Source organism: Chryseobacterium sp. MMO-72 (assembly GCF_037146035.1).
Taxonomy (GTDB): Bacteria; Bacteroidota; Bacteroidia; order Flavobacteriales; family Weeksellaceae; genus Chryseobacterium; species Chryseobacterium indicum.
Genome location: NZ_JBBCWG010000001.1, coordinates 34,410 through 52,544, shown reverse-complemented (window position 1 = coordinate 52,544; position 18,135 = coordinate 34,410). Strand labels below are relative to the sequence as shown.

Genomic DNA, 18,135 nt, shown 5'->3' with positions numbered 1-18,135 from the left:
GTTTTTTTATTTTTTTTAGTTCAGAAAGCTTTTTATTATTAAATTTGTATTAAAGGCTATACCTGAATGAAGAAAATTCTATCTTTTCTATTTTTAATTCTGTTTTTCACCTCTACACTTGCACAATTGGATAGAGAACACTGGTTTGCGCCCATGGTAGACCGTACAGGAAATTCAAATCCCAATCAGAAATTATATCTTTCTACTAACCGTACTACGCCTTTTCCGGTAGAAATTTATAACAACAATACTTTAATTGCCACGGCAACAATCAGCAAAGGAAATCCTCAAAAAGTTGATATTTTAAGAGATTATATTATTACATCCCAGCAGACAGATCTTTTTACCCCAACAACCAAAGGACTTTATGTAAAAGCAGAATTTCCTTTCTACGCCAACCTAAGATTTTCGGTATTTAATCATGCTGAAATTATTACTTCAAAAGGAATTCCTTCCACCGGAAAAACTTTTTATGCAGCCAATGCACCAATCTCCGTGAGTAATTCAATCCTGAATTTTATGACGAGTGTTCTGGCAACTGAAGACAATACTACGGTTACCATAACAGGGTACAAACCCACCGTACAGTTTTCAAACGGAACCACCGGAGCAACAAACCCTACGATTACTTTCAATTTAAATAAAGGACAATCTTACATCATCGACGGAATCGGAAATATTACAGGAAACTTTGACGGATTTATCGGTGCCAAAATTACAGCCAATAAAAACATCAACGTTACCAATGGAAATTTCAATGGACAATATGCAGGAAATTATCCTCAGAGTTCTGATATTCTCATGGATCAGTCAGTTCCGGTAGACCGCTTAGGAAATGAATTCGCTTTGGTAAAAGGCAACGGAAGTATAGGATCAAACATGGAAGGTGCTTTAGTAATTGCCACCGAAGACAATACGGAAATCCGCGTAAATAACGAAGTTGTTCCTGTTGCTACTTTAAACACGGGACAGTATTTCATGATTCCGGATTCCAAATATCAGCTTCAGGGGAGCGGACATTATAATTTATACATTAAAACAACCAAGAACGTCTATATTTATCAGGTTCTTGCAGGTGCGAGTACCGCAGGAAATGAAGTGGCAACAGGCGGATTCAATTTTATTCCTGCTCTGAACTGTTACTTACCGAAACAGATTAACGAACTTGGATTAATTGATGAAAACTTTGTGTATTCCAACGGTAATCCGAATGGTATTTTAAATGTTCCCACAAAATTAAATCTCATCACAGAAAGAGGTGCAGTAGTTACCGTAAATGGAATTACACCCCCGATTTCAACAGGTCCTTTCAATATGACGGGAACTCTTAACTGGGTAACGTACGGCATTCCGAATACCGCAGGAACAGTAACCGTTGTTTCGTCTAAAGCGATAACAGCTGGAATTAATGCGGGAAGTGATGCAGTAGGATATGGAGGTTTTTTTGCTGGATTTCCTACGCAGCCTGTAATTTTAAAATCCGGTGGGGACTGCGCTCCGGGAATTGTGCTTACGGTAGATCCTGTAATTTATGACACCTATCAATGGTATGTCGGCGGAGTTTTAATTCCGGGAGCTACAGGAGCTTCTTACTCTCCCACTCAGTCCGGTTATTATACCTGCTCGGTAACAATGGGAAGCTGCGCCCCTTTAATCACAGCACAATACAAAGTACAGAACTGTACAAAATTGTCTAACGCTGCTTACGATGTTTGTACAACAAAAACAATTACTCCCGCATTTACCAGTTCTACCCAGACTCCAGTACCTTCCACGGTTGCTGTGCTTACGGCTCCAACCTTAGGAACGGCGACAGTAAATGCAACCACAGGAATCATCACGTATACCGTTACTAATCCAGGAACTGCAGGAACAGATACATTTACTTATACATTTTGTGGAAACAATCCTGACTTTCCAGACTGTGAAACAGTAACTGTTACTATCAACATTCAGGCTTTAACGGTTAATAATGTAACATTAAAAGTCTGTGATAACGGTTCCGGACAGGGAGTATTTAATTTAACAACAGCAAATATTACCAGTAATTCTCCGGTAACGATTACCTATTATACGAATCTGTTGGATGCCCAGAACGAAACCCCGGGAACAGCAATTACCAATACGACTTCTTACACTGCCGCAAACGGAACTATTGTTTATGCTGTGGTAAAAAATAATCTTGGATGTAAAGCAATAGCTCAGATTACACTTAATCTTTATCCTTTCGCAAACGTTGTTAACAATTATACAGGGACTTTTTGTGATGATAATCTGGACGGAACAGTAAACATTATCCTTTCAAATATCACACCTCTTGTTTTAAGCAATACCACTTATTTTACGAATGTAAGATATTATGCCAACCTAACGGACGCCAACGCCGGAAACACGAATACTTTACCCAATAACTGGTCTTATACAACAACCACTACAATTTATATAAGAGTGGATTCTCCGGACGGCTGTCCTCCTGTTGTGAAGCCGCTTGTTTTTGTTATTGGAAATAAAATTCCTTTAATTAAAACCACGCATGCTGTTACGATGTGTGATGACAATCTTGACGGAACTAAAATTATTGACCTGATGCCTTATATCAGTCAGTTTACAACAGATCCGTCTGTTACAGTAACTTTTCATCCTACGCTTCCCGATGCTCAGAATAATACGGCACAGATCGTAAATCCAATGAATTTATCGGGAACTCAGACGATTTTTATAAGATTTGAAAAATCCGGAGTTTGCCCTAATATTGCTTCAATCACTGTAACGGTAAAAACTCCTAAATCTTCACTGATTCTTAAAGATAAAATAATCTGTCCTAAAACATTTACCACTTTAGATGCAGGACCGGGATTCGACAGTTACTTATGGAGCACAGGGGCTACCACATCATCCATAGGCAATGTTGCACCCGGAAATTATTGGGTAGACCTTACTTCAGAAGGCTGTACTTACAGACAAAGCGTAACCGTTGCAGAATCTTCCCTTCCTGTTATCACAATGATTGAAATTAACGGAAGTACAGTTACAATAGGAGCAAGTGGCGGAACTCCGCCTTATGAATATTCTCTGGACGGTGTAAACTGGCAGAGTTCAAATGTTTTCATGAATGTGCCGAGAGGAAATCATATTCTTCACATTCGGGATACAAATCGATGCGAAGAAGTCACAAGACCTTTTGTCATTATAAATCTTATCAATACGATTACGCCCAATCTTGACGGCTACAATGATGCGATAAATTATTCTGACCTGATGAATTATGACAATGTAATTTTCCGAATTTTCGACCGATATGGCGCAGAAGTATTTCGTGGAGCACCGTCCAATAAGTTTACATGGGACGGAAAAATCGGAGGAAGACATGTAAATACAGCTACATATTGGTATTTCATCAGCTGGACAGAATTTGGGGGTACCACAACCGTAAAATATACGAGCTGGCTTTTGGTAAAGAATTATTAAATTAGTTGAAGAATCCGTAAGAGTTTTCACACATTTTAAATTTATAAGTATACTTATAACATTCATTAACAATTCCGAATTAAAGTTTAATATAACTTTAACCTGTTTTCACTACTAAAATAGGTATAGCTTGTTGGTTTTTCTGCGTAATTTTGCGGTATATATGAAGAAGCTATTTACTCTGCTGCTTTTAGTTTTTCTGGCAAAAATTAATGCACAAACATACTCCGGAGAAGTTTTTCTAAGAGATAATTCAGTTTTATATCTAAACCAGATGTATGTTACGAATCTTACCACACTGAAAACTGTTTTAAGTGATTATAATGGTGATTTTTCTATTTTTGCCAATCCGGGCGATGTCATCCGTTTCACTTCCATTATTACAGAGCGAAAAGATATTAAACTTACTCCTGAAATGATGGATCAGAAAAATCTGGTTGAGCTGAAGGTGGCGTATCATGATATTCAGGAGGTTGTAATCAGCCGTTTTAAGCCTACCGGAAATTTACGGTATGATGTTAATTCTATAAGAAAAGAAGATAAGGCTTTAGCCATTAAAAAAGTAATTGGTCTTCCGGAGCCTAAAGGAGACGGAACCCCGCCACAACTTCCTGTTGCAGGTCTGCGGGACGGCGGACTTACCTTCAGCCTGGAAAGTATTTATGATATTTTATCCGGAGAAAGAAAGAAAAAGCAGCGTTATGTAGCCTATGAAAGAATGAATAATTCTGTAACGCAGATTAAAAATTATTTAGGGAAAGATTACTTCACAAAATTCAAAATTCCTGAAAACCTAATAGATAATTTCCTGCAGTTTGTCTATAGTTCAGAAAATATAGAACCTTACGTTCTTGCCGGAAATTTTGATGCAATAAAAATCCCGATAGAAAAATATCTTCCGATTTACCAAAGACGATTAAGAAATTCTCATCTTCAGGATGTCCTGAAATAAAATTTCATATCATACAAACAAAAAAAATGTACATTTTCCAACCGGGATGTACATTTTTTTGTTTTACTTAAAATTATTTTTAAATTTAGAAAAAATTGAATGTTTATTACGATTGAAGTAATTTGCGTTGCAATTTTGAATACTAATACCCTAAAAATAAATCAATTAAACGAGAAAAATATTTACTTTTACACTTTAATACCAGTGAATGAAAAAGCTATTTATTTTTTTTAGTATGACTCTGTGCATCATTCTTTCTGCTCAGTCGAAAGGGAAAGATTACAGTGAAATTTTAAAAAGTAAAAATATTTACGAAATTAATGCTTTCCTGAGGGATGCCCATCCTGATGATCCGCGGAGATCTGTCCTGAAACCCCGCGTGATGGAAATGATGAAAGAATACATAAAAAACGCACAGCCCGGAGACCAGAAAGTAAAGCAGATGCAGGACTGGCTGGCTATGCTGAAACGACGTCCCTCAACCAAAATATCTTTCGATGAGATGAATGCCATCATCAAACAAAAACAGATTGCAAAATATCAGAAAGAATTGCAGGTTGGACAATCTGCTGTAGTTTATACACCAAGCAATCCAAAAAATGTTTATATCGCTCCTGCTCCATCTGCGACACCATCTGTAAACCCGAAACCTGCTGAAGCAATTCCTGATACGGAAGCTTCAGAATTTAATATGCTTATGGCAGAAAATCCGGCAGAGCATAAAAATAAGACCGTAAAGATCCTGAATTCTCTTTTCGATAACGATCCCAATGCGAAAGAATGTATCGTGATGATAGAGAATAAATCCGACTGTAATATTATTGTACGTATGGAAGGAATCGGCACTACAAAATACAGACTTCCTGTGCCTTCACACGGAGACAATTCGATTGTGGTACAGAAAGGCGATTATCTTTTTACAAGTATAGTATGCGGAGCCCAGTATGCATCGCAGAAAACGATTCAGAAACCTTTAATGGTGGCTTTGGGAAGTTCTGCCAGAAAATAATCTTTTTCAGATTTAAAAATGAAGCATTTGTTTAAAATTCGCTATTTTTGCAGGATTTTATAAATTTCTCATGGGTAAAAATAAATTAGCAAGATTCGCAGAAAACAAAATATTACCAAACGTTATTCAGCCAACAAGGGAAGATGCTTTAAACGGGTTCGATCTTAAAGGAAAATGGAGAACAGATTTCTTTAAAAACGACAATCCTATCGTTTTGGAGTTGGGTTGTGGAAAAGGTGAATATTCAGTGGGGCTTGCAAAAACATTTCCGGAGAAAAATTTTATCGGAGTTGATATTAAAGGGGCAAGATTCTGGTTCGGCGCTAAAGAAGCCGTAGAAAACGGCATGAAGAATGTAGCATTCTTAAGAACACAAATTGAACTTGTAGACTATTTTTTTGCAGAAAATGAGGTTGATGAAATCTGGATTACTTTCCCTGATCCGCAGATTAAGTACAAAAGAACCAAACACAGATTAACTCACCCCGATTTTTTAGACAGATATAAAAAGTTTCTGAAACCCGGCGGCATTGTTCATCTGAAAACAGATTCGGAATTTCTTCACGGATATACTTTAGGATTTTTGCAGGGAGCAGGTTATGAAATCATTACTGCTCATCACGATATATACGGAGCCTTGGAATATGATCCGAATACTCCGCATTTGAGAGATATAAAAACCTATTACGAGGAACTTTTCTCAGCAAAAGGAAAAACAATAACATATATTAAATTCAGGATTAATTAAACAAAAAAGATGATGAAAAAAGATATTATTATTTCGAAAAACACTTTATAAAATCTGATTTATCTTTACATTTTTACGTAAATAAATTACTTAAAAATTATTAAGGCTGCAGACTTCTGCATCCTTTTACCACTGTATAAAAACACAAAAATTATTCAAAAAGAATAAGATAAATCATGAAAAAAATTCTGTTGGTTATTTCAACAACACTCCTCGTGTGCTGCAATTCAGCAAGCGTACAAAACCATTCGCAAAATATATTAGAAAGTAAAAATATTGCTGAAATCGAAGACTTCCTGAAAACAGCTCATCCCGATGATCCCAAAAGAAGCGTACTAAAATCTAAACTGATTGCTTTAAAAAACTCGGAATGGACCAAAGGAAAGAAAGATGCCAAACCAATGGTCGCAAGACCTATTATTTCTGAGATTTCCAATAACTTAATGAAGAACTCTAATGCAGCGGAAACAGAAGAATTTAAACGTCTGATTGCCTCGACGCCGGCTGAACATAAAGATAAAACCGTAAAACTGCTTAATGCCATGTTTAATGAAGATATCAGCAGTAAAGAAGTTATTCTTTTGTTTAAAAATAATTCGGACTGCAATATTGTTTTAAGAATTCAGGGAAAGGATTTTTATAATTTGGCAGTTCCGGCGAAAGGCGAAAACTCCATTGTTATCAATAAAGGAAATTATACACTTACAAGTCATGTTTGTGATGTTTTATATTCTTCTCAGAAAGACATCAGGAAAAGTATTTTTTTAACCATTAACAATCCGGTACAAACTGAAAATAAAGCAATGTTGGGAAGCAAGTAATTTTTAAATTTACACTAAGAAAATTTCGTATGAAAAAATTTTTCCCTTCAGTTTTTATTATTCTTGCTTTAAGCAGTTGTGAAGCTACCCATTACAGAACAACAAATAATTCTGTGAAGAGTACGCCGCCTACTTCTGCAGGTGTGAGAAATTCATCTGCTAATCAGACTGAATTAGAATATCAGACTTTAATAAAAACATATAAATCGGAAACAGCAGCCGTTCTAACAGATCTTCTAAATGGTTCGGAAGACAGCCCGAATACTTCGATTACAGTTGAAAATAATTCGCGCTGTAATATGGTTCTTACGATCAGCGGTAACAATTATTTCAAGAAAATTCCTATTGGCGCCAATAAAATAGGTTCTGCAATGGTTCCGAAAAACCAAAACTACAATATTTCTGGAATGGTTTGTAATTCAGTTTACAATAAAACAAAGTTCATCAGTTCATCTTATAATGTGACACTTTCTAATTAGCAAAAAATATTTTATCAAAAAATAGTGACATATTAAATTATTCATTACATTTGAAAAAAGATCATTGCGGAATCCGAAAAGCATACAGAGTAGGAAAATTACAAATTAAGAACTATGAAAAATTTGAAAAAAGTTTCAAGAAAAGAATTGAGAACAATTACAGGAGGTTACAGAAGCTGTGCAGACGGCTGTAATGTAGAAGGAGGAGAAATATGTTGTGGTGCTATATGTAGAGTTGGAGTTCCAAGTCCTTTCGATCCGGATCTTTTGGTTTGTCCAAAGAAATAAATAAACTTTTTAGTTATAAAAAATCCGCTGAATCAAAGATTCAGCGGATTTTAATATTTTAAAGAAAATCTTTAATTATTCAGCATCAAAGTCAGCATCTTTATCAGCAGATACTACTTCTCCTTCTTCTTTAGATTTTTCTTTATCAGCTTTTCTCTGAGACTGACCTTCTTTGATAGATTCAGAAACTACGCTAAGAATCATATCGATAGATTTAGAAGCATCATCGTTTCCTGGGATAACGAAATCAACTTTTCTTGGGTCAGAGTTGGTATCAACAATACCGAAAACCGGAATACCTAATTTCTTAGCTTCAGTTACCGCGATGTGTTCTCTCATGATATCTACTACGAATACAGCAGATGGAAGTCTCACCATGTCAGCGATAGAACCTAAGTTCTTCTCAAGGTTAGCTCTTTGTCTGTCTACCTGTAATCTTTCTTTTTTAGATAAAGTTTCGAACGTTCCATCTTTTTTCATTTTGTCGATAGAGTTCATTTTTTTAACAGCCTTTCTGATAGTAACAAAGTTTGTTAACATACCTCCCGGCCATCTTTCTGTAATATAAGGCATATTAAGTTCAGAAGCGTGTTTTGCAACAACTTCTTTCGCCTGCTTCTTAGTAGCTACGAAAAGAACTTTTTTACCTGCAGAAGTTAATTTTTCTAAAGCGTTACAAGCTTCATCCAATTTAACAGCTGTTTTATGTAAGTCTACAATGTGAATACCATTTTTCTCCATAAAAATGTATGGAGCCATATTTGGATTCCACTTTCTAGTCATGTGACCGAAGTGTACACCAGCCTCTAGAAGGTCTTTTACATTTGCTTTTGCCATGTTTTTTGTTTTTGTTAGTTTACTTTCCGTCTTTTAAACAATCAACAACTTCTTTAGATGGGAGAAGCGTTTGGATGCTAAACGTAACGGGCAATTGGCGTTTTGCTTTTTGCTTGTGGCAATTGGCTTTTCGCCGAGATTAAGTTTAAATAAAAATTAATACATTTCTGTAGCAAATAACCATAAGCCATTCGCCAACAGCAAATCTTAACGTTTTGAGAATTGGAATCTCTTTCTTGCTTTTTTCTGACCTGGCTTCTTTCTTTCCACCATTCTTGCGTCTCTTGTAAGTAAACCAGCAGGCTTCAATGCTAATCTGAACTCAGCGTTGATCTCGCATAAAGCTCTTGAAATACCTAATCTGATAGCTTCTGCCTGACCTGTATTTCCACCACCGAATACGTTTACGGTAACGTCATACTGACCAACAGTTTCAGAAAGGATAAATGGTTGGTTTAATTTGTAAACCATTACATCTGTAGAGAAGTATTCTTTAGCGTCTTTACCGTTTACTGTAATGTTACCAGTTCCTGGCTTTACATAAACTCTTGCTACAGAAGTTTTTCTTCTTCCGATTTTGTGAACTGTAGACATATTAATTATTTAAATTCGTTAACATTAATTGTTTTAGGCTGTTGAGCTTCATGTTTGTGCTCAGTTCCTTCGTATAAGTAAAGATTCTTAAGGATCGCAGCTCCAAGTCTGTTTTTAGGCAACATCCCTTTTACTGATTTTTCCAATACTTTTAAAGAATCTTTCTTTTGAAGTTCAGCCGCAGTCATAGACTTCTGTCCTCCAGGGTAACCTGTATGCCAGATATAAGTCTTGTCGTTCCACTTGTTTCCGGAAAGAGTTACTTTCCCAGCGTTCAAAACGATTACGTTATCACCACAATCTACGTGAGGTGTGTAGTTCGTTTTGTGCTTACCTCTCAAAATCTTTGCAACCGTAGAAGCTAGTCTTCCCAACGGTTGTCCTTCAGCGTCTACCACAACCCATTCTTTATTAGCAGTAGCTTTGTTCGCTGAAACAGTTTTGTAACTTAATGTATTCACACGTTTTAGTTAAAGATTAAACATAATTTTCCCCTAAAAGGGTGTGCAAAGGTACAAATTATTTTTAGAATGCAAAAACATATTTTATTTTAATACGCTGATTATCTGTTCAACGCTAACAAAATGATAAAGTTAACAGCTGTAAATTGACTCTTTCGCTGAAAAACAAAGAATTAATAAATAATATGATAAATTCAGCAATAACCCTAAATTTCAAATTTATTTAAAGATAAATATTAATTAAATTTAATATTTTCCTCAAAAACATATCGATTTGATTATTTAATTTCTTTAAATAATTATATTTGCTGAAATCCATAATTATATCATGAGCCACGGAAAAATTAGAGAAGATAAAACGTGTCTTAACTGCGGACACCATGTTGAAAAAAGATTCTGCCCTCATTGCGGACAGGAAAACACGGAGCCCAAACAACCGTTCCATTATCTTTTCACTCATTTCATTGAGGATTTCACCCATTATGACGGGCAGTTTTGGAAAACCATAAAATATCTGCTCACGCGTCCCGGGAGATTAACAAAAGAATATCTTGCAGGAAAGCGACAACTGTATGTGGCTCCCGTAAAACTGTATATCTTTATCAGTTTCATTACTTTTTTCCTTCCTACTCTATTTTCTGGTTCAGAAGAAGAACTTTCAGAACAGGACAAAAAGGAACAGATTTTAAAAGAAAAAGAACTGGACGATAAGATTACAAAATTTACGGACAGTCTGAAATATTCAATCCAAAAAAATCAGCTGAAAGAAGAGAAACCTTTTGAACAAAATAAAGATATAAAAATCACTCAAATCAATGGAAACAGCATTGAAACAGATGCATTAGGAATGACAGAAGACGGCAAAATGAGCATTTTGGGAGCGACAACGATGAAGCAGTATGACTCTCTAAGCATCAGAAATCAGGATAAAAAGCCTGTATATGCGTTTATGAAACCTTTTGCGAAAAAAATATTTCATTTTCAGGAACGAGGATTAAAGAAAGATGAGATTTTCGACAAATTCAAGGAAACCATGGTACATACACTTCCAAAAGCATTATTTGTCTATCTTCCTATTTTTGCCTTTTTTCTTTGGGTGTTTCACAATAAAAAGAAATGGTGGTATTTTGATCATGGTATTTTTACACTTCATTATTTTTCCTTTTTATTATTGGGAATCCTGATTATGATATTCATTTCACATCTCGCATCATTTCTGCCGGATAATAATTTCTTCAGTATTCTGGGATTTTTATTCTATTCAGCAGCAATTATTTATATGCTGGTATATTTTTTTGCAGCACATCACAGAGTTTATGAAAACGCCCGAAGCATAAGTGTTGTAAAAGGAATACTTTTATTTATTGTAAATTTATTCGGACTTTTCTGTATGTTCCTAATATTGATGTATGTAAGTTTTATAACAATGCATTAATGGCGCAGTGTTTTACTGGCTCTGAAACTTGCAATTAAATAATACGCCACAAAAACCGTTGAAAATTTCAGGACGGAAGGAATAGCCAGTTCCAGATTAAAAATTAAAGCTCCCACAAAAACTAAAATTCCCATGGCAACAAAAGATAATCCTAATTTTTGAGGCAGAGTAAAATCCGGGGTATCTAAATAATAGGCAACTCCCCATGCAAAACCAAAGGCAACGGCATAATAAATGTCGAGTCCGATATTTTCTGAACTGTAAAAGAAATAATTGATTAAAAAACTCAGAATCGTTCCGAGAGCGAAATACAGCAATGCCTTTTTCATACCTTATTTAATATGATGCAAAATTATAGAAATTAATGATATCATTCTGTGAAAGATTTTCTGAGAAATCAGCGGCGTAACTTCTAAGCAGTTATCATTTCTAACAAATGTTAGTTTAAATGAAGTTCAAATAAATAATCAAACCAAATTAACTTAATAATTTACAATATATTAACATTAAACATCGGGTTTCTATTTTATTATTATATTTGGAAATTCAGAAATTTTCTAAATCTTTTATGGAAACCCAAAAATATACTCCAAAAAATAAAGTCAGAATCGTGACGGCTGCGTCGCTATTCGACGGTCATGATGCTGCTATTAATATTATGCGCCGTGTGATTCAGGGAACAGGATGCGAAGTTATCCACCTTGGACACGATAAATCGGCTGAAGAAGTAGTAAATACTGCGATTCAGGAAGATGCAAACGCTATTGCCTTAACTTCTTATCAGGGCGGTCACAACGAATATTTCAAATACATCTACGATCTTTTAAGAGAAAAAAATTCGCCACAGATCAAAATTTTTGGTGGAGGCGGCGGTGTAATTCTGCCGGAAGAAATCGAAGATATCATGTCTTACGGAATCGACCGAATTTATTCTCCGGATGATGGCCGTGAACTTGGTTTGCAGGGAATGATTGATGATTTGGTTCAAAAATCAGATTTCGCAACAGGAAAAGATGTTGATGTAAAAGATCTGGATTCCATCAGTTTTGAAAATTCTACAAGTATTGCGAAAATCATTTCAGCAGTTGAAAATTTTTCAGAAGAAAAACCTGAGCTGGTAAAAGCAATTGACGAAAAATCAAAAGACTTACATATTCCGATTATCGGGATCACAGGAACCGGAGGAGCCGGAAAATCTTCTTTGACAGACGAATTGGTAAGACGTTTCCTGCGTTCAAACACCGATAAAAAAATTGCGATTATCTCAATTGACCCTTCGAAAAAGAAAACCGGAGGTGCACTTTTGGGTGATAGAATCCGTATGAACGCAATCAATGATCCAAGAGTTTATATGCGTTCGATGGCAACGAGAGAAAACAACGTTTCTGTTTCTCCGTTCATTCATTCTGCATTAAATGTTTTGAAACTGGCTCATCCTGATGTTATTATCCTTGAAACTTCGGGTATCGGACAATCCGGCTCGGAAGTGTCTGATTTTGCAGATGTTTCTATGTATGTAATGACGCCTGAATACGGAGCTTCCACACAGTTGGAAAAAATCGACATGCTGGATTATGCAGATTTGGTAGCTTTAAATAAATCTGATAAAAGAGGTGCTCTTGATGCGCTTCAAGCCGTAAGAAAACAGTTCCAGAGAAACCATTTGCTGTGGGAACAGCCATTGGATGAAATGCCCGTGTATGCCACAAAAGCATCTCAGTTCAACGATCACGGAACGACAGAATTATACAACAGACTGGTTTCTAAAGTCAATGATAAATTTGCTGATTTAAATTTAAAAACATTTGTTGAACAGGAAGTTACCGACGAAGTAACGATTATTCCGCCAAAGAGAGTCCGTTATCTTTCCGAAATCGTTGAAAACAACAGACAATACGATGCGAATGTTGAAAAACAGGCTGAGTTAGCAAGAAAAATGTATCATATTGAAGGCATTAAAAATTTCCTTTCCAATGAAACCTTAGATGCTGAATATCAGAAAGCTGAAAAGGAACTTCAACAGGAAAACATCGACTTCCTTAAAACATGGGATGATACGAAAGAGGCTTTCAAAGCTGAATTTTATTCCTATTTCGTAAGAGGAAAAGAAATTAAGGTTGAAACCTCAACAGAATCTTTATCTCACCTAAGAATTCCGAAAATCGCATTACCAAAATACAACGATTGGGGCGATCTGATTAAATGGAAAGGTCAGGAAAATCTTCCGGGAAGTTTCCCTTACACTGCGGGAATCTATCCTTTCAAAAGAACCGGAGAAGATCCAACGAGAATGTTTGCCGGAGAAGGAGGGCCTGAAAGAACCAACAGAAGATTCCACTACGTTTCCGCAGAAATGCCTGCAAAACGTTTATCTACGGCTTTCGACTCAGTAACATTGTATGGGCAAGATCCTGCTTTACCGCCGGATATTTACGGTAAAATCGGAAATGCGGGCGTTTCTATCGCTACTTTGGATGATGCTAAAAAACTATATTCAGGATTTGATCTGGTGAATGCATTAACTTCGGTTTCAATGACGATCAACGGTCCGGCTCCGATGTTATTGGCTTTCTTTATGAATGCAGCCATCGATCAGAATGTGGAGAAATATATTGTTGAGAATAAGCTTGAGGCTAAGGTTGAGGAAGTTTTGAAAGCGAAATTCGACGACAAAGGTTTAGCAAGACCAAAATACAACGGAGAATTGCCGCCTTCCAATAATGGTTTAGGATTAAAACTATTGGGAATTACAGGAGACGAGGTCATTCCTGCCGATGTATATGCAGAAATTAAAGCAAAAACCATTGCTACTGTTCGTGGAACGGTTCAGGCAGATATTTTAAAGGAGGATCAGGCGCAGAACACCTGTATTTTCTCTACTGAATTTGCTTTGAGATTAATGGGCGATGTTCAGGAATATTTTATCAAAGAAAAAGTAAGAAACTTCTACTCTGTTTCTATTTCAGGGTATCACATTGCGGAAGCGGGAGCCAATCCGGTTTCTCAGCTGGCATTTACTTTGGCGAATGGTTTCACGTATGTTGAATATTATCTGTCAAGAGGAATGGATATCAATGATTTTGCACCAAATTTATCGTTCTTCTTCTCCAACGGAATCGATCCTGAATATTCAGTAATCGGACGTGTGGCAAGAAGAATCTGGGCAAAAGCAATGAAACTGAAATACGGAGCTGACGAGAGAAGCCAGATGCTGAAATACCACATCCAGACTTCGGGACGTTCGCTTCACGCGCAGGAAATTGACTTCAACGATATCAGAACAACTTTACAGGCGTTGTATGCAATTTATGACAACTGTAATTCATTGCACACCAATGCTTATGATGAGGCAATTACAACTCCGACTGAGCAATCCGTAAGAAGAGCGATGGCAATTCAGTTGATTATCAATAAAGAGTTAGGATTGGCGAAAAATGAAAATCCCCTACAAGGTTCATTTATTATTGAAGAATTAACGGATTTGGTGGAAGAAGCTGTTTACGCGGAATTCGACAGAATCACTGAAAGAGGCGGTGTTCTGGGCGCAATGGAAACGATGTACCAACGTTCAAAAATTCAGGAAGAATCGATGCATTACGAATGGCTGAAACACACCGGAGAATATCCGATCATCGGAGTGAACACGTTCTTAGGAAAAGACGGTTCGCCAACGGTTCGTCCGGGAGAAGTCATCCGTTCAACAGAGGAAGAAAAGCAGTTCCAGATTGAAATGCTTCACAACTTCCAGAAATCCAATGAAGATAAATCGGAAGCCGCTTTGAAAACCCTGCAACACGCCGCAATCAATCAGCAAAACTTATTCGAAGTGATGATGGATGCTGTTAAATACTGCTCTCTTGGGCAAATTACCAATGCTTTGTTTGAAGTGGGTGGAAAGTACAGAAGAAATATGTAATACGCAAATAAATATAAAAAAGGCTGTTCAATGAACAGCCTTTATAATTTTATGAAATTTCTAAAATTAGCTTGATAGATATTTCTACAAATTTATCAATAGGAATTTCACCTTTCATACTTTCATCGTCTAACATTGATGTAATATCAATTTCCGACCTAATTTTTGTTTTATCCTTTACAAAAAATGTTTTCGTAATCTTATCTAGCTGAAATGTAAATGAAACTTCATCATAAAAATTTCCTTCAATCTCAACTTGCTCATCACCTGTATAACTTTTACTATGAATATTAAATAATACTTGTTTAAAGTTATCCTTTACAGCAAATTTTTGGAAGACCAATTTAGTCGTAGTTGTCCCTTTATTAGAATCACTTACACCTTCGAACAATTCTGAAAAACTATTTGGAATAATATTTTTTTCAAGATTAATTTCTTTCAGCTCTCCAAACTCCATCATTCTTTGCATCAATTTTGAATTTGGTGCATGTGAAAGTTTAATTCTGATTCTATTTTCGCCTTCAAAACCTTTCCTCACTAAAAAATCATTAAAACAATCCTCTAAGCTTTTTTGAATACTATGAGTAGACTTTCTTTGTAATACAATGAAGCCTTCTTGTTTATTTTTAGGAATTTGAGCATAGAAATTCAAAATTCTAGCTTGAAGTTCATCAGGACCCACAGAATAGTTTGTTTCATTAGTTTCTGGGTCGTTAATATTCACTGGGTCACCTGTAGTTCCTGCATCAAATTTACCAAAGATTTGTCTTTTTTCTTTGTCAACTTTATGAGGCTCTCTTAGGGTAAGACTTTTATCTTTCCCATTTTCATTAAACTTTTTAGTATTTGAAAAAATATCCACACAAAATTCATCGAATAAATCTTGAAAATCAATATTTCCAGGCAAGTTTGCTAAATAGTGCTTTTCTCCTCTATTATTTGAAAGAGAAAATTTGAAAGTTGATACTTTATAATTCATAATTTTTAATTCTTTTTTAATTCAAAATTCTTAATAATTAATATTCTCATTTTTTTGATATTATTATTTACTCTAACGTTCGTGAGTGTTAAAACCGAATTTTGTTTTGGAAAAAAGAAACATTTGAAGTATCTTTGTACAACAAAAGTAGATGAGGTAATCTCACTTCTTCTTAAATAATTTTGTTAAAAAATTAGGGGTCGCAATCCAAATTAAAAACAAAATTTGATAAATTTTCCTCGGCTGTTTATTCAGCCTTTTTTTATATTTTTCTTTCCCTCGATATTACTTTTTTCTTTTAGTTAAAATAAAGAACTCTGTTCCCTCAGAATTCTCTTTCTTTATATCATATATATAACTTTTATTTTTATAGTCAATCCCTCTTTTATCAAAAACATTTTTCAGATTTATATAATAATACATACCTGCTTTTGAAATTTTAAAAGCATTATTCTCGACATCAGATTTAACCATATATATACTATCATCAGAAGTATCATTATTATTAAATCCAACCTTAAAAAAACAATCTTCTTTAATTCCCATAAAATCTTCAGCTCCAGATGAAAACCCAAGTTTGCCGGTCTTGTGTATGGTTGCCTTTATAGAACCTCCAACTTTGTTTGGATCTTCAAATGAAATAAAATCTAAAACACCCATGTTAATATTTTTGACAAAATTAATAAAAATATTCTACAAATCAAAATACATAAAATTTATTTTTAGATTGACATCTCACTATTTATGGTTTTCCGTAATTTAAATAACAATTACTTACATGTTTATTTGTATAATTACTTAATAATTATCCTTAACTATTTATCATAATTATTTTGAAATTTTATAGTTGATAATAAAAATATCTCGTAACAAATTACCAATGCTTTGTTTGAAGTGGGTGGAAAGTACAGAAGAAATATGTAGCTTCAACTTCGCTCAGCTACCTTTTTTAAGATTTATAAATCAAACCTCAGGGAATTTTCTTTGAGGTTTTTGTACTTTTATAGACTAATCATCCATTTAAACCGTTAGTAAAATAAAAATAAACAACCATCATGAAAATATTTTTAAGAAAAAATGTACTATTTGTATTCCTATGTTTATCTGCCATTTTATTCGCCCAGAAGCGAACGGAAGATTTTACGATTACCCCGCCTTTTCAAAAAGCAGAGAAAAGCTATTATAAAACCATTACAATTATTGATGCCAGAATTGATACAACAGCCGTTGGAATTGTTCAGCAGGGCGCATTGAACGCAAAAGCCAGAGTAGTTCCTACATCTCCCCTTTCTGATCAGTTTCAAAATGTTCTAAACAGCATAAACGGAGAAAATGCAGAAAACGGAAGTCTGGTTTTATATCTTAAACAATTGTATTTTGCTGAAGTCTCAAAAGCATTTACAGAATTTGGGTATTGTTATTTCCAGGGCTTTCTTTTCGCTAAAAATGATGACGAAACCTACTCTTTGCTCGAAAAAACAGATACCGTAACAGAGCATAAATCAGCCGATGTAACGAAAGAAATTTTAAGAAAAGGCAGTGAAATGCTGGGAGAATTTATTGCTAAAAATGCATCCAGAAAACCTAATACAACAGAGCGTTACACATGGGAACAGCTTAAAAATTTTGATGATGCCTATAAACAATCATTCAGTCTCTTTAATTCTTCTGAATTGAAAGACGGACTGTACAAGGATTATACTTCCCTGAAAAACCAGCAGCCTCAACAGGAAATCAGTAGTGTTAAATTTTACGGAAACCAACCCAAAATCCACAGAATATTTGAAACAGCAGACGGAAAAGAAAAAGAAATAAAGAAAGATGATGTGTATGCCCTTATATACAAAGGAGAATTGTATGTTTATCTTCCTATCGAAAATCTTTTCACGAAGGCAGAAAAAAGAGACAACGATTATTATTTCGTCGGAAAATTAAGATCCGGAAGTCCCAATATCGGAAATTTGAGCATCGGAATGTTTTTCGGTGTTGTGGGAGTCTTAATGACATCAAATCCTGCTTATCCTTTTGAACAGAAAATAGATTATCTTAACGGAGCATTTATTCCCGTTAAAGAAATTCAGTCGAAAAAATATTAACAGTAAAGAAATTCAGGTAAAATTCTAATCTTGAATCTATCTGAAACATTAT

The 18,135-nt window shown here is 35.1% G+C and carries 16 protein-coding genes; 10 read left to right on the top strand and 6 right to left on the bottom strand.

The window, feature by feature from the left end; genetic code table 11:
- The first annotated feature begins 66 nt into the window (after positions 1 to 66).
- The 7 genes from WFH39_RS00260 (at position 67) to WFH39_RS00230 (ending at position 7,765) form a co-directional block, all read left to right on the top strand.
- Positions 67 to 3,468: a T9SS type B sorting domain-containing protein gene (locus WFH39_RS00260; protein WP_336688359.1), complete on the top strand. Its 3,402-nt coding sequence runs from the start codon at positions 67 to 69 to the stop codon at positions 3,466 to 3,468.
- Positions 3,469 to 3,631: 163 nt separating this feature from the next.
- Positions 3,632 to 4,420: a hypothetical protein gene (locus WFH39_RS00255; protein ID WP_336688358.1), complete on the top strand. Its 789-nt coding sequence runs from the start codon at positions 3,632 to 3,634 to the stop codon at positions 4,418 to 4,420.
- 208 nt (positions 4,421 to 4,628) lie between these two features.
- On the top strand, positions 4,629 to 5,429 hold the full coding sequence (locus WFH39_RS00250) for a DUF6759 domain-containing protein (RefSeq protein WP_336688357.1): 801 nt from the start codon (positions 4,629 to 4,631) through the stop codon (positions 5,427 to 5,429).
- 70 nt (positions 5,430 to 5,499) lie between these two features.
- Entirely contained in the window at positions 5,500 to 6,177 is a 678-nt protein-coding gene (trmB, locus tag WFH39_RS00245) for a tRNA (guanosine(46)-N7)-methyltransferase TrmB (protein ID WP_214587440.1), read from the top strand.
- 176 nt (positions 6,178 to 6,353) lie between these two features.
- A complete protein-coding gene (locus WFH39_RS00240) occupies positions 6,354 to 6,998 on the top strand; it encodes a DUF6759 domain-containing protein (protein WP_336688356.1) in 645 nt (214 codons plus the stop codon).
- 29 nt (positions 6,999 to 7,027) lie between these two features.
- The gene (locus WFH39_RS00235) at positions 7,028 to 7,477 is read left to right on the top strand and encodes a DUF6759 domain-containing protein (protein ID WP_336688355.1); all 450 of its coding nucleotides are present in this window, start codon (positions 7,028 to 7,030) and stop codon (positions 7,475 to 7,477) included.
- A gap of 114 nt (positions 7,478 to 7,591) precedes the next feature.
- Positions 7,592 to 7,765, top strand: a complete 174-nt coding sequence (locus tag WFH39_RS00230; RefSeq protein ID WP_336688354.1) for a bacteriocin-like protein — start codon at positions 7,592 to 7,594, stop codon at positions 7,763 to 7,765.
- A 75-nt stretch (positions 7,766 to 7,840) separates the two neighbouring features.
- On the opposite strand, the gene rpsB is transcribed toward WFH39_RS00230, so the two are convergent.
- The 3 genes from rpsB to rplM form a co-directional block, all read right to left on the bottom strand.
- A complete protein-coding gene (rpsB, locus tag WFH39_RS00225) occupies positions 7,841 to 8,602 on the bottom strand; it encodes a 30S ribosomal protein S2 (RefSeq protein ID WP_076396348.1) in 762 nt (253 codons plus the stop codon).
- 207 nt (positions 8,603 to 8,809) lie between these two features.
- Positions 8,810 to 9,196 carry a 30S ribosomal protein S9 gene (rpsI, locus tag WFH39_RS00220; protein ID WP_072883409.1) on the bottom strand — a complete coding sequence of 129 codons (387 nt, stop codon included), beginning with the start codon at positions 9,194 to 9,196 and terminating at the stop codon, positions 8,810 to 8,812.
- Between the two features lie 5 nt (positions 9,197 to 9,201).
- Positions 9,202 to 9,657: a 50S ribosomal protein L13 gene (gene rplM / locus WFH39_RS00215; protein WP_027381190.1), complete on the bottom strand. Its 456-nt coding sequence runs from the start codon at positions 9,655 to 9,657 to the stop codon at positions 9,202 to 9,204.
- 328 nt (positions 9,658 to 9,985) lie between these two features.
- On the opposite strand from rplM, the gene WFH39_RS00210 reads away from it, so the two are divergent.
- Positions 9,986 to 11,092: a DUF3667 domain-containing protein gene (locus WFH39_RS00210; protein WP_336688353.1), complete on the top strand. Its 1,107-nt coding sequence runs from the start codon at positions 9,986 to 9,988 to the stop codon at positions 11,090 to 11,092.
- Here the strand turns inward: WFH39_RS00210 and WFH39_RS00205 are convergent.
- Positions 11,089 to 11,421 carry a hypothetical protein gene (locus WFH39_RS00205; protein ID WP_336688352.1) on the bottom strand — a complete coding sequence of 111 codons (333 nt, stop codon included), beginning with the start codon at positions 11,419 to 11,421 and terminating at the stop codon, positions 11,089 to 11,091. The genes WFH39_RS00210 and WFH39_RS00205 overlap by 4 nt on opposite strands.
- A 239-nt stretch (positions 11,422 to 11,660) precedes the next feature.
- Between WFH39_RS00205 and WFH39_RS00200 the strand changes: the two genes are divergently transcribed.
- Positions 11,661 to 15,008 carry a methylmalonyl-CoA mutase family protein gene (locus WFH39_RS00200; RefSeq protein ID WP_336688351.1) on the top strand — a complete coding sequence of 1,116 codons (3,348 nt, stop codon included), beginning with the start codon at positions 11,661 to 11,663 and terminating at the stop codon, positions 15,006 to 15,008.
- A gap of 49 nt (positions 15,009 to 15,057) precedes the next feature.
- On the opposite strand, the gene WFH39_RS00195 is transcribed toward WFH39_RS00200, so the two are convergent.
- Together WFH39_RS00195 and WFH39_RS00190 are read right to left on the bottom strand one after the other, a co-directional pair.
- Positions 15,058 to 15,987, bottom strand: coding sequence for a hypothetical protein (locus WFH39_RS00195; protein ID WP_336688350.1), 930 nt, complete (start codon positions 15,985 to 15,987; stop codon positions 15,058 to 15,060).
- A gap of 285 nt (positions 15,988 to 16,272) precedes the next feature.
- Positions 16,273 to 16,647: a hypothetical protein gene (locus WFH39_RS00190; protein WP_336688349.1), complete on the bottom strand. Its 375-nt coding sequence runs from the start codon at positions 16,645 to 16,647 to the stop codon at positions 16,273 to 16,275.
- Between the two features lie 395 nt (positions 16,648 to 17,042).
- Here WFH39_RS00190 and WFH39_RS00185 point away from each other — a divergent pair, with 395 nt between their 5' ends.
- Positions 17,043 to 18,083, top strand: coding sequence for a hypothetical protein (locus WFH39_RS00185; RefSeq protein ID WP_336688348.1), 1,041 nt, complete (start codon positions 17,043 to 17,045; stop codon positions 18,081 to 18,083).
- The last annotated feature ends 52 nt before the right edge of the window (positions 18,084 to 18,135 follow it).